This is a genomic window from Labrenzia sp. CP4 (assembly GCF_001579905.1).
Lineage (GTDB): Bacteria > Pseudomonadota > Alphaproteobacteria > Rhizobiales > Stappiaceae > Roseibium > Roseibium algicola.
Window position 1 is genome coordinate 5,822,214 of the sequence record NZ_CP011927.1, and the last position, 23,281, is coordinate 5,845,494.

Below are 23,281 nucleotides of genomic sequence, written 5' to 3' on the forward strand. Positions count from 1 at the left end.
CCGTCAGCGCCTGAGGTCGATCTGGTGGTGCCTTATCCCAATCTGCCAGGACTGTCCATTCATCGGCTCGCCGTCCAGATTGAACTGCACGGGCTGCTGGGTCTCGATTTTCAGATTGCGCACCTTGCGCTGGATCGGGCCGCCGTTGATGTCGTCAACGCCGCTGTCCAGCAGCACCGACAAAAGATCGATGACCTTGCCCGACTGCGGGAAGGGAACGATGGTCAGATCGAGGAAGCCGTCATCGAGCTTGGCATCGGGGCATAGCCGAATGCCGCCACCTGCGCGGCGGCCATTGCCCACGGCGAGCGCCAGGAACGAGCCCTCCCAGGAGAAATCATCCGCCTCGATACGGGCTTCGCAGGCCGAAAGTTCCGAAAACCGCTGCAGACCTGTGAAGAGATAGGCAGCCCCGCCAAGAACACGCTTCAGGTTCGGGTCGGTCTGTGATGTCACCTGTGAACCGAAGCCGCCAGTTGCCATGTTGACGAACACACAGCCGTTGACCTCGCCAATGTCGGTCGGTTTGGCGGAAGCGCGCACGGCAAACCGCAGGCAGGAGGTGATGTCCGCCGGGTCAAGGCCAATGTGATTGGCAAAATCATTTGCCGTTCCAAGAGGCAGAACCGCAAATGAAAAAGGAGGCTTTTCCCCTTCGGGCAAACCATGCAGGGCCGCATCCAGAACCTCGTTCAAGGTGCCATCGCCTCCGCCGCTGACAAGCGTGTCGATCCGCTCGCTCTCGTGATCGCGCAGGGCATCGCGAACCAGTCTCTCGACATCGCCGGCCTCATAGGTCACGCGGACGGAGACATCGTGGCCCATGGACCGTACGGCCTCTACCGCACTGCGGACATCGTCGCGGCCGGCGGACTTGCCATTGAGGATCAGGCGCAGATGATGCTTTTCCAATTACGTCTCCTTGTCCCTGCTTCTTTCTTACACGAGCAGGGAAAATTGCCATCAGGCATGGCAGCAGATCATAACCCGGGGCGGGAATACGGCAGTTTGAAAGCGGGACGGGTCTCTCCGATTGGTGCCTGTGAGCAAAACGCCGGTAAGGTGCAATCGTTCCGCTGAAAAGTGGGTCATGTGCCCGCCGGTTTCAATTTCTGCCGATGGCTTAAAAGTCAGGTCCAGGGGAACCGTCGTGCGGAGCGCCCTGTCTTGACGCCTGCTTCAGCCCGGCAGCATTGTTTCCCGGCGCGTCCGTGCGGTGCGCGCTTCCTCCATCAGCCATTTTCGGAATGCAGATACCACCGGCCGCATCGTCCGCCCCTCCGGATAGACGAAATAATACGCCGTCTGTTGTGACAGGGAGAGGTCGAAAAGCCGGACGAGACGTCCTGAGGCCAGTTCCGCCTCGACGAAAAAACGCGGGATCAGCGCGGCCCCGGCGTGGTGGATCGCAGCCTCGGAGATCATGACGAACTGTTCGAAACGCGCGCCTTGGAAGGCGGCATCTGTTTCCACGCCTGCAAGATCAAACCACTGCCGCCAGGCAAGCGGGCGTGTTGCAAGCTGCAGGCGCGGCACGCGGGCAAGATCGGCAGGTGTGCGGATCTGGTGCCGATCGCGAAAGACGCGTGAGGCAACGGGGATGACTTCCTCGTCGAACAGCCGCTCGGCGATCGCCCCCGCCCAGACCGGGTCGCCGTGGTGAATGGCGCCGTCAAACGGCTCCTCGTCGAAATCGAACGGCTGCAGGCGTACACTCAGGTTCAGGCCAGCGTCCGGATACCGGCGCCCGAAATCGGCAATCCGCGGCGCCAGCCAGCGGGTGCCAAAGGTCGGCAGAACCGCAAGGTTGAGGACGTCCGCACTGCCGGCGTAGGACATCACCTGCCGCGTGGCCGCGGTCATCTGTTCCAGCGCCCCTCGGATATCGTGAAGGTAGATCCGGCCCGCGTCGGTCAGGACAATGCGCTGGCGAACCCGCCGAAACAGCTCGACGCCCAGCCTGTCTTCCAGCTGGCGAACCTGCTTGGACACTGCGCCCTGCGTCAGGTGCAGTTCCTCCGCGGCGCGGGTAAAGCTCAGATGCCGGGCGGCACATTCGAACGCGATCAGCGTGTCTGCCGGCGGGACGAAGGCGCGCCGCATGGCAAATTCCCCTACTTCATTCCATTTCGTCATGAATGATGGACGAGGTTTCGCTTTTACGCAAACGGATTTGAGGCAAGACTAGAGGAAATAGAATGACCCTGGCCGTCAAGCGGCCGCACATCATTGGCCGGATCACGGCCTGGGAGACACGACCATGAACGCACCCGCGAATGTTAAGTCCTCACCGGCCGGTGGCGGCTCCTTCGACTGGCAGGACCCGTTTCACCTGCGCGAACAGCTGAAGGAAGACGAACAGCTGATCCAGGATACGGCTCGCGCATTTGCCCAGGAAAAGCTGCTGCCGCGCGTAATCGAAGCCTACCGCGAGGAAAAGACCGACCGGGGCATTTTCAACGAAATGGGTGAACTCGGCCTTCTGGGCGTCACCCTGCCGGAAGAATACGGCTGCGCCGGTGCATCCTATGTCGCTTACGGCGTCGTTGCCCGCGAGATCGAGCGTGTCGACAGCGGCTATCGCTCCATGATGAGCGTGCAGTCCTCGCTGGTCATGTACCCGATCTATGCGTATGGCTCGGAAGAACAGCGCCAGAAATACCTTCCGAAACTGGCAAGCGGCGAATTTGTCGGCTGCTTCGGCCTCACCGAGCCCGATGCAGGTTCCGATCCGGCTGGCATGCGCACCCGCGCGGAAAAAATCGACGGCGGCTACAAGCTGACCGGCTCGAAGATGTGGATCTCGAACGCTCCGATCGCAGATGTCTTCGTCGTCTGGGCGAAGTCGGAAGCTCATGATGGTGCCATCCGCGGCTTCGTGCTCGACAAGGGCATGAAGGGCCTTACCGCACCGAAGGTCGGCGGCAAGCTTTCCCTGCGCGCGTCCATCACCGGTGAAATCGTCATGGACGGTGTGGAAGTGGGTGAAGATGCCCTGTTGCCGAATGTTTCCGGCCTGAAAGGCCCGTTCGGCTGCCTCAACCGCGCACGCTACGGCATTGCCTGGGGCGCAATGGGCGCTGCAGAAGACTGCTGGACCCGCGCCCGTCAATATGGCCTCGACCGCGAACAGTTCGGCCGCCCGCTGGCACAGACCCAGCTCTTCCAGAAGAAGCTGGCGGACATGCAGACCGAAATCACGCTCGGCCTGCAGGCAGCGCTGCGTGTCGGCCAGCTGTTCGACGCTGGCAAGGTGGCGCCGGAAATGATCTCGCTGATCAAGCGCAACAACTGCGGCAAGGCCCTGGATATCGCCCGCCAGTCTCGTGACATGCACGGCGGCAACGGCATCCAGGAAGAATACCACATCATGCGCCACGCCCAGAACCTGGAAACGGTCAACACCTACGAAGGCACGCATGACATTCATGCGCTGATCCTCGGCCGCGCACAGACCGGCCTGCAGGCGTTCTTCTAAGACCCTGAAGTCATGACATTTGATGCGGGCGGCCAAGCCGCCCGTCTCTCGTTCGGTTCTCTTGAAAAGGGTTTGCGTCAGCAGGCCCGTTGTTTTTCCTGACAGCGCTTGAGGAGGCTCCATGGCGGACCAGACTGCGGATGTCGTCATCATCGGGGGAGCCGTCATGGGCTCGTCCGTCGCCTGCCACCTGGCCATGCGCGACGATTTTTCCGGACGCATCGTCGTTATAGAGGCGGATCCCGCCTATGAAACCTGCGCTTCCGCGCGGTCGGCAGCGTCCATTCGCCAGCAGTTCTCCAGCGCCATCAACATCGAGATTTCGCTTTACGGCATCCGCTTTCTGCGGGAGATCGGAGCAGCGCTCAACGTGAACGGCGACAGGCCCGCTATCGATCTTCACGAGGGTGGCTACCTGTTCCTGGCAACGCCCGACAAGCTCAATATCCTTCAGGAAAATCACCGCCTGCAGCAGCAGCTCGGCGCGGATATCGCCTTTCTTGACCCGGACGGTCTCAAGGCAAAGTTCCCCTGGCTGGAGGTTTCCGACCTCGCCGCAGGCTGCCATGGCGTTACAGGCGAAGGCTGGTTCGACGGCTATGGCCTGATGCAGGCCTTCCGCAAGAAGGCCCGGTCGCTGGATGTCGACTACATTGCCGCAAAGGCCAGGGTGGCATCCGACGGCAATGGCGGCTGGAGCGTTGAGCTATCGACGGGCGAGAGACTGTCGACACCTGTCGTCGTCAATTGCGCCGGAGCTTCCGGCGGGGCCGAGCTTTGCCGTCAGGCCGGAATGGACGTTCCGATCGTTTCCAAAAAGCGCTGCGTCTTTACCTTTGAATGCAAGGACAAGCTGGAGCGTTTTCCGCTGCTGATCGATCCGAACGGCACCTATGCGCGCCCGGAAGGCACCGGCTACATCTGCGGTTCGGCGCCGCCTGAAGATCGCGATCCGGACTGCCACGATTTCGACGTCGATTATGGCCTTTTCGAAGAACATATCTGGCCGACACTGGCAACGCGCGTTCCCGCTTTCGAGGCAATCCGGCCGGGGGCTGCCTGGGCCGGCTGCTATGACATGAACCTCTTCGACCACAACGCCTTTGTCGGCGCAGTGCAGGGGCTGGACGGGTTCTATCTGGCACTCGGGTTTTCAGGACATGGTCTGCAGCAGTCACCCGCGGTTGGGCGCGGCCTTGCGGAACTGGTCGTGACAGGCGGCTATCAGACGCTGGATCTCTCACCGCTGGCGTTCGACCGGCTGGCTGCCGGAACACCGATTATCGAAAAGAACGTGGTCTGACCGTCTGAAGCTTACTCGGCCACCAGCAAGGGCGTGACGGGTCCGTCCTCGACCTTGCTCGTCTGGGCGCTGGATACCTTGGGCAGGGTCAATGGATTGGCGGGGCTGATCTCCGCCTTTTCCAGTGCCGCGTCAGGCGTTTCTGCCGAAATATCGTCCGGGATTTCTGCCGCGCCTTCCGTCAACGCTTCGGCATTGTCGGTAACCGGGCCAGCGTTGCTGCCGCTGTCTTCAGCGTCCGTCGTCTCCACCAGAGGCTCTTCCACCGGCAAGGGCAGGCTTTCAATCTGGTTCTGACCAGATGAAGCACCGCCCACCGACGTCCAGTCCACCAGCCGCGTCATTGCATCCTGCAGGACGGCCGTCAGACGGGCCATTCGCACCTTGTCCGGCTCGAAAGGCGGTGACTCATGGCGCAGGTAAGAGCGTTGTGCCAGTAGCAACGTCATCGCATGCAGGCCGCGGTCCGGTCGACCGAACGTATGGGTGATGAAACCACCCTGGGTCTGCTCATCGACGCTGACCGTATACCCTTCCCGCCCCTTGAACGAGCCGACCAGCACATTGCGCAGGTCCGGATCACACGACTTTCCGCCCGCCGTGCCGATACTGACCAGCGGCAGTCCATTTTCGGTAACGCCCTTGATGTTCGAACGCATGGACTGGCAATCCAGCACGATCACCTTGCGATGACTTCGCAAAAGCCGGTCGATCTGGCGGCGCAGGGCCTTGTGGAAGGGCGTATAGAAAAGCAGCGTGCGTTGTTCGATCTCGGTCGGGCCAGGCTCTTCGCCTTCCTGATAGATGCGCTTGCCATCCAGCGTGGTGGCGGGACACAAGGCGCGCGTCGGATCCTGCGCAGCGCTGACAGGTGTCTTGGGATCGCGGTCCAGATCGACAACGTAGCGGGAAATGGTGGAGCGCAGCACTGTCGCGCTCAACTCTCCGTGAAAGTCGAACACGCGTTCCAGGCGCCAGGCGAGATCGGCCTGAAGACGGCCCGTGGCATTCAGCCTTTTTTCGACAGCGTTCGGGATCTCCGTGCCCGAATGGGGCAGGCAGACAATCAGCGGGCTTTGTCCTTCTTCAACCAGGATCATGCTGCAACGCCTAAACGACGAGACCAAACGGCCTCTAACTTGGAGAACTTACTTAACGGAAACAAGACATTTTCTTTACAACCAGAAGACACGTAACCACACCCGCAACAAAGCATGGTCGAATAGATCATTGTTTCCAGCAGCTTGCCAACCCTTATTGCCTGCACCGCTTCTGGGTGAAAGCCGTTTCCGGTCCGAAGCTCTCTTTCCCACACTATTTCGCGGTCGCACAAACCATCGTATCGCGCATGTTAATCCGGCGAGCTGACCAACTGGCGTCTTGACGGATGCCTGCAGGCGGGCAATTTTCACAGCAACACATCTTTCGGCGGCCAAGGCCGTCCCATCCCCTTCCGTTCAGGATCTGCCTTCAAACGAGGACCCGGCCATGACGCTTCGCAATGGCAAAGAATTTCTGATGATTCCAGGACCGACCAATGTGCCGGAGGAAATCCTGCGGGCCATGCACCGGCCTGCGGTAGACATTTATGAAGGCCCTTTGCTGGAAACAACCGGGTTCTGCCTGCACGGTTTGCAGCGTCTGTTCCGGACCGAAGGCAAGACCTACATCTACGCAGCCAACGGTCATGGAGCCTGGGATGCCGCCCTGTGCAACACGCTGAAGCGTGGCGACAAGGTGCTCGTGCTGGAGTCCGGCCGCTTTGCCCTTGGCTGGGGAGAAGCTGCCAACGTGCTGGACCTCGATATAGAGGTTCTGCCCGGTGCCTGGGACAAGGGGGTCGACCCTGCCCACCTGCAGGAACGGCTGAAACAGGATACCGCCCACGAGATCAAGGCTATCCTGGTGGTTCAGGTCGATACGGCCTCCGGGGTCTGGAATGATATTGCCGCCTTGCGCAAGGCGATCGACGCAGCTTCACACCCTGCCCTGTTCATGGTCGACACCATTGCCTCGCTAGGCTGCATGCCGTTCGAGATGGACGCCTGGGGTGTCGATGTGGCGCTGACGGGATCGCAGAAGGGTCTGATGTGCCCGCCAGGCCTCTCCTTTGTTGCCGCCGGCCCGAAAGCCGACAAGGCACATGAAACGGCGGAGCTGCGGACCAACTACACCGACTGGACTTTCCGGCAAGGGCCGGAGCACTACCAGAAATACTGCGGAACGCCGCCCGAGCACCTTCTGTTTGCCTTTCACAAGGCTCTCGATCTCATTTTCGAGGAAGGGCTGGAGAAGACCTGGCACAGGCATGCCCTTCTGGGCGAGGCAACCCGGCGGGCCGTTGCGGTCTGGGCGGAAAAGGGCGCGGTCGACTTCAACATCACCGACGCGCATGCCCGCTCGAACTCCGTCACCGTTGTGCGGTTCAACGAAGGCGACGTGGCGGCGCTAAGGACCTTTACCAAGGAAGTTTGCGGCGTCACCATCGGTGGAACGATCGGCGAATTGTCCGGCAAAGGCATCCGCATTGCCCACATGGGCCACGTCAACGCCGTCATGCTGCTCGGCACGTTGTCAGCCATCGAACTCGGCTTCCAGAAACTGGGCATTCCCCATGGGCGGGGCGGAGTGCAGGCGGCGATGGATTACCTGGCGGGCGCTCTGTGAGAACGGTGGGACGCGTCCTGGAAAGTGTCTGAATTTTGAGCGCGATCGACCGCCTTCCACACGGGTTCAAATGCCTGGCGATGCTTGCTGAGCAGCATTTTCACCAGCCCCTTCAGCAAGACGGTCCTCATCCTGAGGAAGCGCGCAGCGCTGTCTCGAAGGATGGGCGGCATAGTCCGGTACAAGCGGCCCATCCTTCGAGACGGACCAGACCGGTCCTCCTCAGGATGAGGGTCGTTTTGAAGTCTTTTTCTTCTCAAAGCCTTTCCTCCAGCCGGTCGCAGATCGTTTTCAGAACCTTGATCCGGGCATGGCGCTTGTCTTCGGAGGAGACCAGCGTCCAGGGGGCGTAGTGGGTTGATGTGCGATCGATCATGTCGCCGGCGGCGATGGCGTATTGGTCCCATTTCAGGCGATTGCGCCAGTCGTCATCCGTGATCTTGTGCTGCTTGTAGGCCGTGTCCTCGCGCGCCTTGAACCTGCGCAGCTGCTCGTCCTCGGAAATGGCAAGCCAGAATTTGCAGACAATGTAGCCAAAGTCCGTGAGTTCCTGCTCGAACTCGTTGATTTCGTTGTAGGCGCGCAGCCAGTCGTCGTGTCCGGCGTAGCCTTCGACACGCTCCACCAGCACGCGTTCGTACCAGGACCGGTCGAAGATGGCGAAATGTCCCTTGGCCGGCACGCGCCGCCAGAAGCGCCACAGGTAAGGGCGGGCCTTTTCCTCGTCGGTCGGTGCCGAGATCGGGTGAACCTTGTAGATGCGCGGATCGAGCGGACGGATCACCCTGCGGATCGCACCGCCCTTGCCGGCGGCATCATTGCCCTGAAACACCAGAACAACACCCGTCTTGGACAGGGACTTCATGTCCGACAGATCGGACAGTTGCTTCTGGTACTTGTCGCGAAGCTCTTCGTATTCCGACTTCTCCAGCTTTTCCGTCAGGTCGATGGTGTCGACTGCCGTTTCGCGCTTCAGCCCGCCGACCACGGGAGGTGCGGCAATCGAATGCGGTTCGCCGTCCTCCAGCTTCAGCTTCATGGCATTGGCAACCGTTTGTGCCAGCGCGGCATCCCGGTACTCGGGATCCTGCGAGGGGATGACAAACCAGGGCGCGTAGCCCTTGCTGGTTTCCAGAATGATCTTTTCGCCGGCCTCGCTCGCCTTCTTGTGGTGCTTCAACGCTGCCCAGTCGGCCAGCACATGGCGCGCGGCATGTTTTTTCTCGATGTGCTTCAGCCGTTCTTCCTGTTCCTTCTTGGGCAGGTAGAACCAGAATTTCAGGATCAGCACATCCTCGTTGGCGAGCATTTCCTCAAACCGGCGGATCCGGGTCAGGGCCTTGTCGAACGCGTCCTCGTCGATCTTCTTGTAGATCCAGTCCCGCAGAACGGTCTGATACCAGCTCCCGAACACGATGGCCGTCTCGCCCTTGGGCGGCAGATCGCGCCAGTAGCGCCACAGCGGCGGGCGCAGCCGGGCCTCGTCCATCAATTCGCCATAGGCGTTGCAGACAAGATGGCGCGCATCCATCCAGCCATAGAGCCGGGCAACCGCTTCGCCCTTGCCCGCGCCATCCAGGCCATCAACCAGGATCATCGTCGAGAACGGCTGTTTCTCGACAACGGGCAGCTGGGCTGCCAGCAGCGCCTCGCGCAACTGCGGCTCCAGTTTCTTGAAGGTTTTCTTGTCCATGTTCTGCGGCAGGCGGGCGGATTCAAACATGAAGACCTCAAAAGAAAAGACGCACTGGCTGCATCTTGAAACACCCGCACTTAAAAAACCATCTCTTGCTTCAATGTTCCCGAATGGCAGGAGATTTCAATTTTTCGCTATCGGATGGAAGAAGGCGCAACTATATGAAGCGGTAACCGTTTGCTTCACGTCTTTGAAGGCACCCGGCATTTGACAGTTTTTCACTTTTCTCGACCAACACGACCGACCCCGTGACCGAATTTCTTGATCCTGTTCTGACCTTCATCGCGGAAAACCCGTCCCTGGCAGGTCTGATCTGTTTTCTGGCCGCGATGGGCGAAGCGCTGTTCCTGATCGGCCTTTTCGTGCCGACGACGGTGGTGCTGGTGGGCGCCGGAACGCTTGTCGGGCTCGGCAAGCTGGATCCCGTGCCGCTGTTCATCTGGACGACCCTGGGAGCGACCGCAGGCGATGCGATCTCCTACTGGATCGGCTACACCTTCAAGGACAAGATCAAGACCATGTGGCCGCTGAACAAATATGCGGACATTGTGGAAAGCGGTGAGAATTTCTTCAAGAAACACGGCGGCAAGAGCGTCTTTATCGGCCGCTTCGTGCCTGGTGTAAAATCGGTGGTTCCAGGCATCGCCGGCATGGCCGGCATGAATTTCACCCGATTTTCGGTGGTCAACGTCACCTCCGCCTTCGCCTGGACGATCGTGCATATTGCCCCCGGTATCATTGCAGGTTCCGCACTTGATGCCATCGGCCAGATCAGCGGACGGCTGGCCCTGGTGCTCGGCGCTCTCCTGGTCATCGTCTTCCTGGCGGTGATGCTCGGCCGCTGGCTTATCCTGATTGTCCTGCCGCTGTTTCCCAACACCCATGCGGCCATCGTCAAACGCTTCGCCAAGCGTCAGGATCGGGTATCCCAATGGATTGCGCGCAATTTCGACCCCGCGCATCCACGCTCGGCAGGCATGCTGGCCTCCGCGCTGATCCTGCTGATTTCCTTGCCGGCCTTCTTCTGGATCGTCGGAGAAATCGCCCCCGGCGAACCGATGGTGCGGGCCGACCTTGCCATCCTGAACCTGTTCGACAGCCTGCGCACGCCGGTCGGCGACCGGATCATGGTGTTCGTGACATCGCTCGGCGACGGGATCGTCGTTACCGCCGTTACCGTTGCGGTTGCCGCCTATCTGTTCCTGAGGAAAGCCTGGCGACGCGGCATCGGCTTCGTCATCGCGATGGCCGGCACCGCCATGTTCGTGCCCCTGTTCAAGCTGATGCTGCATCGCTCGCGGCCGATCGAACTTTATGCGGGTGCCGACGCCTACAGTTTCCCCAGTGGCCATGCGACGCTGAACGCGGTGCTCTACGGCATTTGCGCCGTGTTGATCGCCCACGATCTCAGCCGTTGGGCCAAGGCCAGCATTTTCACCATCACCGCGACACTGGTCATTACCATCGGCTTTTCGCGTGTCTACCTTGGCGCCCACTGGATGTCGGACGTCCTGGCCGGACTGTTGTTCGGCATTGGCATGGTTTCCGCCTTCGCCTTCGTGTTCGGCCCGATCCACAACGAGAAGATCGGCCGGACGACACTTGCCGTCATTGTCGTTGCTACACTCGGCATCTTCGGCACCTGGCACCTTTCAGGTACCTATGACAAGGCACTACAGATCTATGAGCCGCGTACCAACACCGAAGCGCTGACAGCAACGGGCTGGCTTGCAGGCGGTTGGCGGGCATTGCCTGCTGAGCGGATCGAACTGAATGGCGATACCGAGGAACCGCTGGTGATCCAGTACACCGGGTCCCTGGACCGCTTTGCCCAGGCTGCAGAAGCCGATGGCTGGCAGAAACCACCAAAATGGTCCCTCTCGAGTGCAGGCGGGTTCGTGGAAGGCAAGACACCGCCGGATTCCCTGCCGATCCTGCCTCGAAGCCAGAACGGTCGCCAACCGTCTCTCGTTCTCATCCGCAAGGATCCTTCCGCCGACGCAGACAAAAGCGGACGCTGGGTGCTGCGGCTCTGGCCGAGCCGCTATGCCATCCTGCAAGCGGGCAGCCTGCATCCGCTTTACCTCGGCAGCGTGGTACATGAGGATATCCTGCGCCCGATGGGCGAGTTCTCCGGTCCAAAAACGGATATCGAAACTCCGGACCCGACCGACAACCCAGCCCATCTGTTGCCTGGCGCGATAACGCGAAAGCGAGCGGACGGGACGGAAGTCGTGCTCGGCTTCAGCTATGGCCCGGTGCCTCCGGCTGCGTCCGGGGTTCCCGCAAAAGATACGCCCGTGGCTGCACCGCAGGCTCAGTAATCTCGCCATCGCAGCAGTTCGGGTCTGGTGCCTGCAACACGTTCCGGACCAGCCCCTTGCGCTGGTTTAGAGACGGTTGATCTGTTGAGCCTCTACACAACGCGGTCCCAAAAATGTCCTAATGGGCCGCCATTCTCTTGTGAGACATATTCGGATCAAGGCTTCGCTTCACGCCAAAAGATGCCGTTATTCCAGCGGGTTAGGCACCAATGGCCGAGTTTGTTTTTCGCGTGTCCGCTCCCCGGCCCCGGAAGCGCGATCGAAAATTACCCCTTGATACTTTTTTCGTATATTCATATATTTGAATATATCGTAATCAAGGGCACATCATGACTGACTTTACACCCCTTATGAGTTTCCTGGGTGGAACGCTGATCGGCGTTGCCACGGTTGCCCTGATGGCCGTGCTCGGGCGCATTGCCGGCATCAACGGCATTGCCAGCGGCTTTCTGACCACGCAGTTCAACCAGGACTGGGCCTGGCGCGCCGCCTTTCTGGCCGGCATGGTCGCCAGCCCGCTGATCATGCTTGGCGTAACCGGGCAGCTGCCGGAAATCACCGTGCCGTCTTCCCCGCTGATGCTGGTGATCGGCGGTTTTCTGACCGGTATCGGTACGACCTATGGCTCCGGCTGCACGAGCGGCCATGGTGTCTGCGGCATCTCGCGCCTGTCGGCACGGTCCATCGTGGCAACCGTCACGTTCATGGCAACCGCGGGTGTGACCGTCTACCTGACCCGCCACGTCTTTGGAGGATAACGGCATGAAACTTCTTTCCGCTTTTGCCATTGGCCTCCTCTTCGGCTGCGGCATCCTGATCTCGGGCATGGGCGACCCTGCCAAGGTCCTGAACTTCTTTGATGTGGCCGGCACCTGGGACCCGAGCCTTGCCTTCGTGATGGGCGGTGCGCTGCTTGTCACGGCCATCGGCTATCGTCTGGTCTTCCGGATGAACACGCCGCTGCTGGCACAGGGCTTCAACCTGCCTTCGAGAACCGATCTCGACGCCAAACTGATCGGCGGCTCCGCGGTTTTCGGCATCGGCTGGGGCCTGAGCGGTTTCTGTCCGGGTGGTCTCGTTCCGGTGCTGGGTCTGGGCATGGAGCCTCTGCTGACCGCCGGTGCTATCGTTGCCGGCATCTTGACCGCAAGATGGATGATCGCCCTCGGCCATCGCCAGCAACCCGCAAAAGCCTGATCCGGCTCGGCCGGCAAAAACAAACGGGAGATTGTTATGAGCAACTCAAACTATCCGGTCGACATGGGTGTCAAACCTGACGTCACACCCTTTTTCGATCCGGCCACCAACACGATCAGCTACGTGGTCAAGGACCCGGCTTCCAACGCCTGCGCCGTTGTCGACAGCGTGATGGACATCGACTACGCCGCCGGCCGCATCACCTATGACCATGCCGATCAGATCATCGCCTATATCCGCGAGAAGGATCTCAAGCTGGAATGGCTGATCGAGACACATGTTCATGCCGATCACCTGTCGGCAGCGCCGTATATCCAGCAGAAACTGGGCGGCAAGCTGGGCATCGGCGACAAGATCACCGTCGTCCAGGAAACCTTCGGCAAGGTGTTCAACGAAGGCACGGAATTCCAGCGCGACGGCAGCCAGTTCGACCGCCTGTTCCGTGACGGGGACGTCTATCAGACCGGCGAGCTGACCGCCTTTGCCATGTATACGCCCGGCCACACTCCGGCGTGCATGGTGCATGTGATGGGCGATGCCGCCTTTGTCGGCGATACGCTGTTCATGCCCGACGGTGGCTCGGCCCGTGCCGATTTCCCGGGCGGTGATGCGGCAACGCTTTACGACAGCATCCAGAAGGTACTGGCCCTGCCGGACGACATGCGCCTGTTCATGTGCCACGACTATGGCCCGAACGGCCGCGACATCCAGTGGGAGACCACGGTGGGTGCCGAGAAGGAACACAACATCCACGTCGGTGACGGCAAGACGAAAGAAGAATTCGTCAAGTTCCGCACGGAACGCGATGCCCAGCTCGACATGCCAAAGCTGATCATCCCCTCGCTGCAGGTAAACATGCGCGCCGGCAAGCTGCCGCCCGCGGATGAAAGCGGCAAGACCTTCCTGAAGGTGCCGGTCAACGGCCTCTGATCGAGGCCATTGAACGGTCCCTCTAGCAGAACCGAAGCAGACGACTGATCCCCGTGTATCCACGCGGGGAGGCGTCTGCGGAAAATCGGTCGAGACTTCATCGCCGGGAGGAGGCGGACAGGACCCATGAAAGCAATCAATTCCCAGATATCGGTAGCTCCCCAGGTAAAACCCGAGGACATGGCCGACTTTGCACAACAGGGCTTTCGCTCGGTGATTTGCAATCGCCCGGATGGCGAAGGTGCCGACCAGCCCTCGTTCGAGGAAATCGAAGCGGCTGCCAGCAAGCTCGGTATGGAAGCGCGGTATCTGCCCATCGTTGCCGGCAAGGTGGGCGATACGGATGCCGAAGAGTTCGGGCGGTTGATGGAAAGCCTGCCGAAACCGATCCTGGCCTATTGCCGGACCGGTACGCGCTCGGCAACGCTCTGGTCGTTGTCCCAGGCCGAAAAGCTGCCGCTCTCCGACATCCTCTCCAAAACCAAGGCCGCCGGCTACGACATGGCTGGCGTGGTGCGGCGCATCGCCAACGGCGGCCGCACACCGACCGAAACTGCCGAGGATGCGCGTTTCGACGTCGTCATCGTGGGCGGTGGCGCGGCCGGCATCTCGGTGGCTTCCAGTCTGCTTTCCCGCAAGTCGGACCTGGAAATCGCCATCATCGATCCGGCGGACGTTCACTACTACCAGCCCGGCTGGACGATGGTCGGCGGCGGCATCTTCGAGGCCTCGGACACCGCCAAGACCATGGGCTCCCTCATTCCGAAGGGCGTTCACTGGATCAAGTCGGCAGTCGCCGCCTTCGAACCAAAGGACAATGCCGTCGTTCTGGACGGCTGCCGTGTGGTCAAATACGGACGGCTGGTGGTCTGCCCGGGCCTGAAGCTCGACTGGCACAAGGTCGAAGGCCTTGTCGACACGCTCGGCAAGAACGGCGTGACGTCCAACTATCGATACGACATGGCTCCCTACACCTGGCACCTGGTGCAGACCATGAAGGCTGGACGGGCGCTGTTCACCCAGCCGCCCATGCCGATCAAATGCGCCGGTGCGCCGCAAAAGGCCATGTATCTTTCGGCAGACCACTGGCTGAAGTCCGGCACTCTGGACAAGATCGACATCCAGTTCATGAATGCCGGCGGTGTGCTGTTCGGCGTGAAGGACTATGTACCTGCGCTGATGGACTACGTGAAGCGATACGATGCCGGCCTGAACTTCTTCCACAATCTGGTTGCCGTCGACGGGCCTGGCAAAAAGGCCGTCTTCGAGGTGAAGGAACCGGAAAAGGATCCACGCCAGGTGGAAGTCGAGTTCGACATGATGCATGTGACGCCGCCGCAGACAGCGCCCGATTTCATCCGCGTCTCGCCGCTGGCGGATGCCGCCGGCTGGGTCGATGTCGATCAGTCCACGCTACGCCACAAGACCTTCGACAACATCTGGTCGCTCGGCGATGTGATGAACGCACCGAATGCCAAGACGGCCGCGGCTGCGCGCAAACAGGCACCGGTGGTCGCGGAAAACATCGTTTCCGATATCGCAGGGCACAGCGCGACGGCCCAATATGACGGCTACGGCTCCTGCCCGCTCACCGTTGAACGTGGCAAGATCGTCCTGGCCGAGTTCGGCTACGGTGGAACGCTGTTGCCGAGCTTCCCGCGTTGGCTGGTGGACGGGACCAAGCCAACGCGCACCGCATGGCTCCTGAAGGAGCGAATCCTGCCTCCCATTTACTGGCGTGCGATGTTGCGCGGCAAGGAATGGCTGGCCAAGCCGGAAAAAGTATCGGCAGCATAACAAGCCCGGGAAACGGGCCCATCGTACCAACCTGCAACTCGAGCCGGTTTCCCGGCTCGAGTTTTTACCAGCCCCGACAAAGGCCAAGAAAAATGATCCGCCTAAAGCGCTATCTGCCCATTCTCGACTGGGGCAAAAGCTATGACAGGGAAACGGCGACAAACGATCTCGTTGCGGCGGTGATCGTGACGATCATGCTGATCCCGCAGTCTCTTGCTTACGCGCTTCTGGCTGGTCTGCCGCCTGAAGTCGGCCTTTATGCATCCATCCTGCCGCTTGTCGCCTACGCCCTGTTCGGCACCAGCCGAGCGCTGGCCGTCGGGCCGGTTGCCGTGGTCTCGCTGATGACGGCTTCCGCCGTTGGCGAACTGGCCAGGCAGGGCACCCCGGAATATCTGGGTGCCGCCATCATTCTCGCTTTCCTGTCGGGCCTGATGCTGATCGCCATGGGCCTGTTCCGGCTCGGCTTCCTGGCGAACCTCCTGAGCCATCCGGTGATTTCAGGCTTCATCACCGCGTCGGGCCTGCTGATTGCTTCCAGCCAGCTCAAGCACATCCTCGGCGTCAAGGCGAACGGGCATACGCTTTACGACATCCTCGGCTCCATCCTGCAGCACCTTGGCGAGATCAACTGGATCACCTTCGCAATCGGCGTATCGGCCACGGCTTTCCTCTTCTGGGTGCGCAAAGGCCTGAAGAAGCTGCTGCTCGGCATGGGAATGAAACCGTTTTTTGCCGATATCCTGACCAAGGCCGGGCCGGTGGCAGCCGTAGCGGTGACCACGATCCTGTCCGCCGTCTTTCAACTCGGCGAGAAAGGCGTGCGTGTTGTCGGGGACATTCCCTCCGGCCTGCCGGTGCCGCATCTGCCAGCCTTCGACAGCGAGTTGTGGCTGGCGCTTGCCGGTCCCGCGCTGCTGATTTCGGTCATCGGTTTTGTGGAATCCGTTTCCGTTGCGCAGACCCTGGCAGCCAAGAAGCGTCAGCGGATCGAGCCGGATCAGGAGCTGATCGGCCTCGGCGCCTCCAACATTGCCTCCGCCATTTCCGGTGGCTATCCGGTCACCGGCGGGTTCGCCCGCTCGGTCGTCAATTTCGATGCCGGGGCAGCGACCCCGGCGGCTGGTGCCTTCACCGCTGTCGGCATTGCGCTGGCCACCTTGTTCCTGACCCCGCTGCTGACGCATCTGCCGCAGGCAACTCTGGCCGCCACCATCATCGTTGCCGTGCTGTCGCTCGTCGATCTCGGCGCGATCAAGCGGACGTTCGCCTATTCCAAGAGCGATTTCGCGGCCATGGCCGCGACGATCCTGATCACCCTGTTCTTCGGTGTCGAGCCGGGCGTGGTGACCGGCGTTGCCCTGTCGATCGCGCTTTATCTCTACCGCAGCAGCCGGCCACATATGGCAATTGTCGGCGTCGTGCCGGGAACCGAGCACTTCCGCAATGTTGACCGGCACGCCGTGGTGACGGGTGACCGGGTGCTGACGCTACGGGTCGATGAAAGCCTGTTCTTTGCCAATTCGCGGTTTCTGGAAGACCGGATCTATGCACTGGTGGCCGAAAAGCCCGATATCGAACACGTGGTGCTGATGTGCCCGGCCGTGAACGAGATCGACGCCAGTGCCCTGGAGAGCCTTGAGGAAATCAACCACCGCCTGTCGGATTCCGGTGTTTCCTTCCACCTTTCGGAGGTGAAGGGACCGGTGATGGACCGACTGAAGCGGACCGATTTCCTGAAGCATTTGAGCGGGCAGGTGTTCCTCAGCCAGTATGACGCCCTGTGCACGCTCGACCCGCTGACGGCGCATATCTCGGAAAGCCGCACGCCGAAGAAGACCGCGAAATCGAACCTGTGGAGTGGGCCGGAGATCTGATCCGGCTCCGGCTATTTTGCTGTGAGAGGGTCGAACCGGTTGTTACCGCATTTCTGTCCGATCCACCGCTCCTCAGGATGAGGCATTTTTTGCTGTCAGGTGCTTGAGGCAGAGAGCTGCTCGCCCTCAAACCAACCAGCAAAAAGGCATCAGTTGCTGTTTGACGACTGGAGGATCGGCACGATCTTCTCGCAGAAGCGGAAATGGACCGGCGGCTTCTCGCCTTCCTGAACCATGAGCCCTTCGGTGCCGCGAGGCTGAACGGTGACCAGTTCGATCGCCTCGCCGCCATCCGTCAGCAGGCAATTGATGGCCGCACGCTGGGTCATCTTGCCGCTCTTTTCAGCCCCATAGACCTGGCAGATGCGCCCCGGGGTTTCCAGAAGGCCGCGGTAGATGGCCAGCGTCGAACCGGGTGCGCTACGGTCGATCCGTGGAGCCGGACAATCCTGCAGTTCCCGAACCCATATGCCTTGCGCGAAATCCGCAAAACGCAGATCCAGTGCCCGCCCTTGCAGAAGGGGTGCGGATTTCGGCACCTTGAACATCAGGTCTCCCTTGCCTGCAAGCGCAGGCCCGCACGCAAACGCCAGTGCAACGCCCAACAAGGCATTTCGTGTGAAACCGTTCAACCGCTACCCCCTCCCGGAGTGACAAGATCCAACCGGATTATCCGATGCGCCGAAACATCGCGCAAGTTGGCAGGAAAGGTCAATGTCGCCAACGGCAAAACTTGCAAAAAACGAACAAATGTGGAACAAAATGCGCATGGAACCCGATCATCAGCCACTAGCGGGGCGGATTCAGCTGGATGACCCGCTCAAGGACGGACGTCAGTCGGAAACAGCGCTGAAGGTCTGGCGCGGGGCCGCGCGGCTGTTGCGTCAACTCGATTTCGCCTGCCTGCCGGAAGTCACCCTTGCCTCCGCCCGGCGAGCGGACCTCCTGGCGCTTGGGCCGAAACATGAGCTCTGGATAGTCGAGGTCAAATCCTCGATTGCCGATTTCCGGGCGGATACCAAGTGGCCGGACTACCGCCTTCATTGCGACCGGCTCTATTTCGCGACGCATCCGGACGTCCCCCTGGAGATCTTTCCCGAGGAGGCCGGGCTGATTGTTTCCGACGGCTTCGGGGCGGAGATCCTGCGCGAAGCACCGGAACACAAGCTGGCGGCAGCGACCCGGAAATCGGTAACCCATCGTTTCGCCCGCCATGCTGCACACCGCCTGCACAACCTGTCAGACCCGGACGGCGCACAGATCTTCAACCGGTTCTGACAAACGCCTCCGACACAAATCCAACGCCCTGTTCACGCGTATCAAGGAAGAACTCCTTCCTGGACGGGAACAGAATGTCGTGACGAAAACCATCCAGATCGTCTGGTTCAAGAAGGACCTGAGGATTGAGGACAATGCAGCGCTCAAACGGGCAAGCCTTCACGGTCCGGTACTGCCGCTCTACGTCATCGAACCCGACCTGTGGCAACAGCCCGACATGGCCGGACGCCACTATGCGTTTTTGCTGGAATGCCTTTCCGAATTGAGACGAGACCTGGCAGCGGTTGGCCAGCCGCTGGTCATCCGCACGGGCGAGGTTACCGAGGTTCTTGGTGCCTTCTTGCGATCAAACGGAGTTGCAGGGCTCTGGTCACATGAAGAGACGGGAAACGACTGGACGTTTGCCCGGGACAAGCGTGTTGCCGCCTGGTGCAGGGCTCAGGGAATTCCCTGGACGGAGTGCCGGCAAACCGGCGTAATTCGACGCCTTCAAACACGGGATGGCTGGGCCGCGCATTGGGACCGCTTCATGGCAGAAGCGCCTGTCGATCCACCCCGCTTGTCGCCACTTGCCGAAAGCAATCCCGGTATCGATCTCGGCAAGCCTCCAGCAGCATCGGAACTGGGTTTGCCCAACGACTATTGCCCGAACCGGCAGCGCGGCGGGCGGTCCCCTGCACAGTCAACTCTGCACAGCTTCCTGTTTCAGCGCGGCAAGCCTTATCGGGCTGCCATGGCGACGCCGGTGAAGGCCTTCGATGCCTGCTCCCGTCTTTCGCCATATCTGGCATTCGGTTCGTTGTCGCTGCGCGAGGTAACCCAGGCGACCTGGAGCCGCCAGCGTGATCTGAAGGGTTCGGAGTTTCCCGGCCGCAGCACGTGGCAGGCAGCCATGCGGTCCTTTTCGGGCCGTCTTCACTGGCACTGCCATTTCATGCAGAAGCTTGAAGACGAACCCTCTCTGGAGTTCCGCAACCTGCACCCCGCCTACGAGGGGCTTCGACCGGCCCAGCCTGACCGAGAACGGCTTGAAGCCTGGCAGAAAGGGGAGACGGGCCTGCCCTTTGTCGATGCCTGCATGCGAGCACTCGCGGCCACCGGATGGATGAATTTTCGAATGCGGGCAATGCTGATGGCAGTTGCCAGCTATCATCTGTGGCTGGACTGGCGAGCACCGGGCCTGCATCTGGCGCGGCTTTTCACCGATTATGAACCCGGCATTCACTGGCCGCAGGTGCAGATGCAATCGGGAACCACCGGGATCAACACCATCCGGATCTACAATCCGGTGAAGCAGGGTCTCGATCAGGACCCGGAGGGTCTGTTTGTTAGACGGTGGGTGCCGGAGCTGAAGGACATTGCGACCGCGCATGTTCACGAACCCTGGAAGGCAGATAACGCAGGCAAGGTTCTGGGCAAATGCTATCCCTTCCCGGTCGTCGATTATCTCGAGGCGGCGCGCGAGGCGCGGGACAAGGTCTGGGCTGTACGGAAGGGACAAGCATTCCGCGGGGCAGCGGCAGATATCCAATCGAAACACGGCAGCCGGAAAAGCGGGATTGCAATGCGCGGCCAGGAGAAAGCCCGACGCGGCAGGAAACCGCGGATCAATCCCGACCAGGCAGACCTTTTCGGGCCAAACTCATGAAGATGCGCAAGAAAGGGGATCTGCCGGTAAAGCTCTGTGCCACTTGCGGACGCCCCTTCACCTGGCGTCGAAAATGGGCCCGTGACTGGGAAGAGGTGTGCCATTGCTCCGAACGCTGCAGGCGCAACAAGGACACGAAACAAGGGACAATGCGCAGCTGAGGCAGTCTGCCGGCCAAGCGGTCAGTCGAATTAAGGAGGTCACGGTGCCCGTGACCTCCGTTCTTGTGTGCAGACAGTCCTCAGACGAACAGGTTGACCAGGCTTTCCAGGTATTCCTGCTTGCCGGATTTCGGCTGCGGTTCCAGGTCGGCCTTGTGGACGCGCTCGGCCAATGTCTCGAGCGAGGAACCACCTTTGAGGATGTCGGCGTTTTCCGGCTTCTGCCAGCCGGCATAACGGTCATCGACGAAGCCCTTCAGTCGGCCGTCCTCGATCATGGCTGCCGCGGCCTTCAGACCGCGGGCAATCGCGTCGGCTGAGCCGACGTGCGCCTGGATCAGATCGACCGGGTCGAGTGACTGGCGACGCAGCTTGGCGTCGAAGTTCGTGCCACCGGTGGTGAAGCCGCCCGCCATCAGGATCTCGTAATAGGCGAGCGCAAGTTCCGGCACGTTCATGCCGAAGTGATCGGTATCCCAGCCGCACTGATAGTCGTTGCGGTTCATGTCGACGGACCCGAAGATGCCGAGCGAACGGGCCATGTGCAGTTCGTGCTCGAACGAGTGGCCGGCCAGAATGGCGTGGCCCTGCTCGATGTTCATCTTGACGTCGTTTTCCAGCCCATAGGCCTTCAGGAACCCATAGACGGTGGCGACGTCGTAGTCGTACTGGTGCTTGGACGGCTCCTGCGGCTTCGGCTCGATCAGGATCGTGCCCTTGAAGCCGATCTTGTGCTTGTACTCGACCACCATGTTGAGGAAGCGGCCGAACTGGTCCAGCTCCTGTTTGATGTTGGTGTTGAGCAGGGTCTCGTAGCCTTCGCGGCCACCCCAGAGCACATAGTTCTCACCACCGAGGCGATAGGTGACGTCCATTGCGTTCTTCACCTGTGCGGCGGCATAGGCGAAGACGTCCGGATCCGGATTGGTGGCCGCACCGCCCATGAAGCGGCGGTTGGAGAACATGTTGGCCGTGCCCCAAAGGAGCTTGATGCCGGTGTCGGCCATCTTCTTTTCGAAGATGTCGGCAATCGCGTTCACATTGGCATTGCTTTCGGCAAGCGTCCGGCCTTCCGGCGCGACGTCGCGGTCATGGAAGGTAAAGAACGGCATGCCCAGGATCTGGAACATCTCGAAGGCAACGTCTGCCTTCAGTTTGGCCTGTTCCATCGGATCGCCGCCAGCCGCCATCCAGGATCGGTTGAAGGTTTCGCCGCCGAACGGATCGGACCCCGGCCAGCAGAAGCTGTGCCAGTAACACACGGCTAGACGCAGATGGTCTTCCATGCGTTTGCCAAGGACGATCTCGTCCTTGTTGTAGTGACGATAGCTCAGCGGCTCGGTGCTTGCCGGCCCGGTGTATTGGATCGGCTGAAGATCGCCGAAGAACCCAGTACTCATGTTGTCATCTCCTTGAATATGTTTCCTAAAAGCCGGCTTGTTTGAGCGCCGGATAAAGCTTGCGCCAGCGCTCGTAGCCTTCGGCATATCTTTGTGTGAGGGCCGGCACCGGATCGATGCTGGCCTTGAGGGCGGGCTTGGTGAAAATGCCCTCGGTGCTACCGAGCGCGGCGGCCTGACCGAGCCTGGCCGCGCCAAGCGAGCCGCCGAAGTCGCCATCCACCGGAACGTCGACCGGAACATTGAGCAGGCTGGCGATGATCTCCAGCCAGACCGTCGAGCGAGACCCGCCGCCGACCGCCAGAACGCGTTCGATACCGGTGCCGGCAACGCTGAGCGCTTCCAGGCAGTCCTTCAGCGCAAAGGCGACACCGTCGAGTACCGCGTGGCAGAGTTCGGCATCGTCGGTTCCGTGGGAAATGCCGAAGAAGCCGGCGCGGATGTCGACGTCGTTGTGCGGCGTCCGTTCGCCGCCGAGATAAGGCATGAAGGAAACGGGCGAAGGCCCTTCCACATTGCCAACCAGACCGGTGAGTTCACCCGGATTGCGCTTCAGTACCTTTGCGAGCCAGTTGAGGCTGTCGGTTGCCGAAAGGATCACCCCCATCTGGTGCCAGGTGTCCGGCACGGCATGGCAGAAGGCGTGAACCGCGCTGTCGACGTTGGGCGAGAAGCGGTCGTTGGTCACGAACAGCACGCCGGAGGTCCCGAGCGAGACAAAGGCCGAGCCTGGATCGACCGCACCGACACCGCAGGCAGATGCGGCATTGTCGCCGCCGCCGCCGGCCACCACCGGAGCGGCGTCGAAACCCCAGCGGCCACAAAGATCCGCCTTGAGTGTGCCCGAGCTTTCGGAGCCTTCGACAAGGCGCGGCATGTTCTCACGGGTGAGGCCCGTGGCGGCCAGAAGCGCGTCGCTCCAGTCGCGTCTGGCGACATCCAGCCAGAGCGTTCCGGCGGCATCCGACATTTCGCCGAAGTACTCGCCCGTCAGCTTGAAACGGACATAGTCCTTGGGCAGCAGAACCATGGTGGTTCTGGCGAAGATTTCCGGCTCGTTCTCGCGCACCCACTGCAGCTTCGGCGCGGTGAAGCCCGGCATCACCCGGTTGCCGCCGAGCGTCAGGAATTTCGGCTCGGCCGCTTCCAGCTCCGAGCACTGCTTGCCCGACCTGCCGTCGTTCCACAGGATGCAGGGGCGCAGCGGCTTACCGGCGGCATCCAGAAGCGTGGCACCGTGCATATGGCCGGACAAGCCGATGCCACGCACCGCGGCCATGGCCTTCGGCGCTTCCGCCTTGAGCGCGTCCAGAACGGTTTCGCAAGCCCGCCACCAGCTGTCCGGATCCTGTTCCGACCAGCCCGGATGGGGACGCTGGACCGTCAACTCCGCGGTTGCCGATGCAATCAGGGACTGGTCCTCACCAAGAAGAATGGCTTTGACCGAACTAGTACCGATATCGAGGCCGATATACATGAGGTGCGTTCCTCAAAAACAATCAAAAAGAATGCCGATGGCCCGTGA

Annotated in this window: 20 protein-coding genes; 13 read left to right on the top strand and 7 right to left on the bottom strand. The window is 60.9% G+C overall.

Translation table 11 applies throughout. From position 1 onward, the window contains the following. Positions 1-3 precede the first annotated feature (3 nt). Both yegS and gcvA read right to left on the bottom strand, forming a co-directional pair. Entirely contained in the window at positions 4-912 is a 909-nt protein-coding gene (yegS, locus tag ACP90_RS26750) for a lipid kinase YegS (protein WP_062491068.1), read from the bottom strand. A gap of 267 nt (positions 913-1,179) precedes the next feature. Continuing rightward, complete coding sequence (gcvA, locus tag ACP90_RS26755) at positions 1,180-2,103, bottom strand: transcriptional regulator GcvA (protein ID WP_022999230.1); 924 nt, start codon at positions 2,101-2,103, stop codon at positions 1,180-1,182. A gap of 157 nt (positions 2,104-2,260) precedes the next feature. Here gcvA and ACP90_RS26760 point away from each other — a divergent pair, with 157 nt between their 5' ends. Both ACP90_RS26760 and ACP90_RS26765 read left to right on the top strand, forming a co-directional pair. Continuing rightward, entirely contained in the window at positions 2,261-3,478 is a 1,218-nt protein-coding gene (locus ACP90_RS26760; RefSeq protein ID WP_062491071.1) for an acyl-CoA dehydrogenase, read from the top strand. Positions 3,479-3,599: 121 nt separating this feature from the next. Continuing rightward, positions 3,600-4,781, top strand: a complete 1,182-nt coding sequence (locus tag ACP90_RS26765) for an FAD-binding oxidoreductase (protein ID WP_062491073.1) — start codon at positions 3,600-3,602, stop codon at positions 4,779-4,781. Between the two features lie 11 nt (positions 4,782-4,792). On the opposite strand, the gene ACP90_RS26770 is transcribed toward ACP90_RS26765, so the two are convergent. Beyond that, positions 4,793-5,881: an N-formylglutamate amidohydrolase gene (locus ACP90_RS26770; protein WP_022999233.1), complete on the bottom strand. Its 1,089-nt coding sequence runs from the start codon at positions 5,879-5,881 to the stop codon at positions 4,793-4,795. A 388-nt stretch (positions 5,882-6,269) separates the two neighbouring features. Between ACP90_RS26770 and ACP90_RS26775 the strand changes: the two genes are divergently transcribed. Next, positions 6,270-7,448 carry an aminotransferase class V-fold PLP-dependent enzyme gene (locus ACP90_RS26775; protein ID WP_062492040.1) on the top strand — a complete coding sequence of 393 codons (1,179 nt, stop codon included), beginning with the start codon at positions 6,270-6,272 and terminating at the stop codon, positions 7,446-7,448. Between the two features lie 256 nt (positions 7,449-7,704). Here ACP90_RS26775 and pap read toward each other — a convergent pair whose 3' ends face one another. Further along, entirely contained in the window at positions 7,705-9,171 is a 1,467-nt protein-coding gene (gene pap / locus ACP90_RS26785) for a polyphosphate:AMP phosphotransferase (protein ID WP_062491077.1), read from the bottom strand. Here pap and ACP90_RS28350 point away from each other — a divergent pair. From ACP90_RS28350 to sulP, 7 genes are all read left to right on the top strand, one after another. After that, on the top strand, positions 9,170-9,355 hold the full coding sequence (locus tag ACP90_RS28350; RefSeq protein ID WP_139314197.1) for a hypothetical protein: 186 nt from the start codon (positions 9,170-9,172) through the stop codon (positions 9,353-9,355). The two genes, pap and ACP90_RS28350, sit on opposite strands and share 2 nt — an antisense overlap. 37 nt (positions 9,356-9,392) lie before the next feature. After that, positions 9,393-11,468, top strand: coding sequence for a bifunctional DedA family/phosphatase PAP2 family protein (locus ACP90_RS26790; protein ID WP_062491078.1), 2,076 nt, complete (start codon positions 9,393-9,395; stop codon positions 11,466-11,468). 329 nt (positions 11,469-11,797) lie between these two features. After that, positions 11,798-12,226 (top strand): YeeE/YedE family protein, encoded by a 429-nt coding sequence (locus ACP90_RS26795; RefSeq protein WP_201030435.1) that lies wholly within the window; start codon positions 11,798-11,800, stop codon positions 12,224-12,226. Positions 12,227-12,230: 4 nt separating this feature from the next. Continuing rightward, entirely contained in the window at positions 12,231-12,665 is a 435-nt protein-coding gene (locus tag ACP90_RS26800) for a DUF6691 family protein (protein ID WP_062491082.1), read from the top strand. A 36-nt stretch (positions 12,666-12,701) separates the two neighbouring features. Continuing rightward, positions 12,702-13,595, top strand: a complete 894-nt coding sequence (locus ACP90_RS26805) for an MBL fold metallo-hydrolase (RefSeq protein WP_062491083.1) — start codon at positions 12,702-12,704, stop codon at positions 13,593-13,595. 126 nt (positions 13,596-13,721) lie between these two features. After that, a complete protein-coding gene (locus ACP90_RS26810) occupies positions 13,722-15,392 on the top strand; it encodes a bifunctional protein tyrosine phosphatase family protein/NAD(P)/FAD-dependent oxidoreductase (protein WP_062491085.1) in 1,671 nt (556 codons plus the stop codon). Between the two features lie 92 nt (positions 15,393-15,484). After that, on the top strand, positions 15,485-17,269 hold the full coding sequence (sulP, locus tag ACP90_RS26815; RefSeq protein WP_022999241.1) for a sulfate permease: 1,785 nt from the start codon (positions 15,485-15,487) through the stop codon (positions 17,267-17,269). Positions 17,270-17,418: 149 nt separating this feature from the next. Here the strand turns inward: sulP and ACP90_RS26820 are convergent, their stop codons facing one another. Beyond that, a complete protein-coding gene (locus ACP90_RS26820) occupies positions 17,419-17,901 on the bottom strand; it encodes a hypothetical protein (RefSeq protein WP_062491087.1) in 483 nt (160 codons plus the stop codon). 136 nt (positions 17,902-18,037) lie between these two features. Between ACP90_RS26820 and ACP90_RS26825 the strand changes: the two genes are divergently transcribed. The 3 genes from ACP90_RS26825 (at position 18,038) to ACP90_RS28085 (ending at position 20,356) form a co-directional block, all read left to right on the top strand. Beyond that, complete coding sequence (locus ACP90_RS26825; protein ID WP_031268744.1) at positions 18,038-18,547, top strand: MmcB family DNA repair protein; 510 nt, start codon at positions 18,038-18,040, stop codon at positions 18,545-18,547. A gap of 79 nt (positions 18,548-18,626) precedes the next feature. Next, positions 18,627-20,195 carry a deoxyribodipyrimidine photo-lyase gene (locus ACP90_RS26830; protein ID WP_062492042.1) on the top strand — a complete coding sequence of 523 codons (1,569 nt, stop codon included), beginning with the start codon at positions 18,627-18,629 and terminating at the stop codon, positions 20,193-20,195. Positions 20,196-20,197: 2 nt separating this feature from the next. Beyond that, positions 20,198-20,356, top strand: a complete 159-nt coding sequence (locus ACP90_RS28085) for a DUF2256 domain-containing protein (protein ID WP_208993638.1) — start codon at positions 20,198-20,200, stop codon at positions 20,354-20,356. Positions 20,357-20,436: 80 nt separating this feature from the next. Here ACP90_RS28085 and xylA read toward each other — a convergent pair whose 3' ends face one another. Beyond that, a complete protein-coding gene (xylA, locus tag ACP90_RS26835; RefSeq protein WP_062491089.1) occupies positions 20,437-21,756 on the bottom strand; it encodes a xylose isomerase in 1,320 nt (439 codons plus the stop codon). A gap of 25 nt (positions 21,757-21,781) precedes the next feature. Next, complete coding sequence (xylB, locus tag ACP90_RS26840) at positions 21,782-23,233, bottom strand: xylulokinase (RefSeq protein ID WP_062491091.1); 1,452 nt, start codon at positions 23,231-23,233, stop codon at positions 21,782-21,784. Positions 23,234-23,281: the final 48 nt, after the last annotated feature.

Bases quoted from the DNA above. Each gene is read 5' to 3' on its own strand.
- gcvA (WP_022999230.1), bottom strand. From the start codon at position 2,103: ATGCGGCGCGCCTTCGTCCCGCCGGCAGACACGCTGATCGCGTTCGAA.
- ACP90_RS26760 (WP_062491071.1), top strand. From the start codon at position 2,261: ATGAACGCACCCGCGAATGTTAAGTCCTCACCGGCCGGTGGCGGCTCC.
- ACP90_RS26765 (WP_062491073.1), top strand. From the start codon at position 3,600: ATGGCGGACCAGACTGCGGATGTCGTCATCATCGGGGGAGCCGTCATG.
- ACP90_RS26770 (WP_022999233.1), bottom strand. From the start codon at position 5,881: ATGATCCTGGTTGAAGAAGGACAAAGCCCGCTGATTGTCTGCCTGCCC.
- ACP90_RS26775 (WP_062492040.1), top strand. From the start codon at position 6,270: ATGACGCTTCGCAATGGCAAAGAATTTCTGATGATTCCAGGACCGACC.
- ACP90_RS28350 (WP_139314197.1), top strand. From the start codon at position 9,170: ATGAAGACCTCAAAAGAAAAGACGCACTGGCTGCATCTTGAAACACCC.
- pap (WP_062491077.1), bottom strand. From the start codon at position 9,171: ATGTTTGAATCCGCCCGCCTGCCGCAGAACATGGACAAGAAAACCTTC.
- ACP90_RS26795 (WP_201030435.1), top strand. From the start codon at position 11,798: ATGACTGACTTTACACCCCTTATGAGTTTCCTGGGTGGAACGCTGATC.
- ACP90_RS26800 (WP_062491082.1), top strand. From the start codon at position 12,231: ATGAAACTTCTTTCCGCTTTTGCCATTGGCCTCCTCTTCGGCTGCGGC.
- ACP90_RS26805 (WP_062491083.1), top strand. From the start codon at position 12,702: ATGAGCAACTCAAACTATCCGGTCGACATGGGTGTCAAACCTGACGTC.
- ACP90_RS26810 (WP_062491085.1), top strand. From the start codon at position 13,722: ATGAAAGCAATCAATTCCCAGATATCGGTAGCTCCCCAGGTAAAACCC.
- sulP (WP_022999241.1), top strand. From the start codon at position 15,485: ATGATCCGCCTAAAGCGCTATCTGCCCATTCTCGACTGGGGCAAAAGC.
- ACP90_RS26825 (WP_031268744.1), top strand. From the start codon at position 18,038: ATGGAACCCGATCATCAGCCACTAGCGGGGCGGATTCAGCTGGATGAC.
- ACP90_RS28085 (WP_208993638.1), top strand. From the start codon at position 20,198: ATGCGCAAGAAAGGGGATCTGCCGGTAAAGCTCTGTGCCACTTGCGGA.
- xylA (WP_062491089.1), bottom strand. From the start codon at position 21,756: ATGAGTACTGGGTTCTTCGGCGATCTTCAGCCGATCCAATACACCGGG.
- xylB (WP_062491091.1), bottom strand. From the start codon at position 23,233: ATGTATATCGGCCTCGATATCGGTACTAGTTCGGTCAAAGCCATTCTT.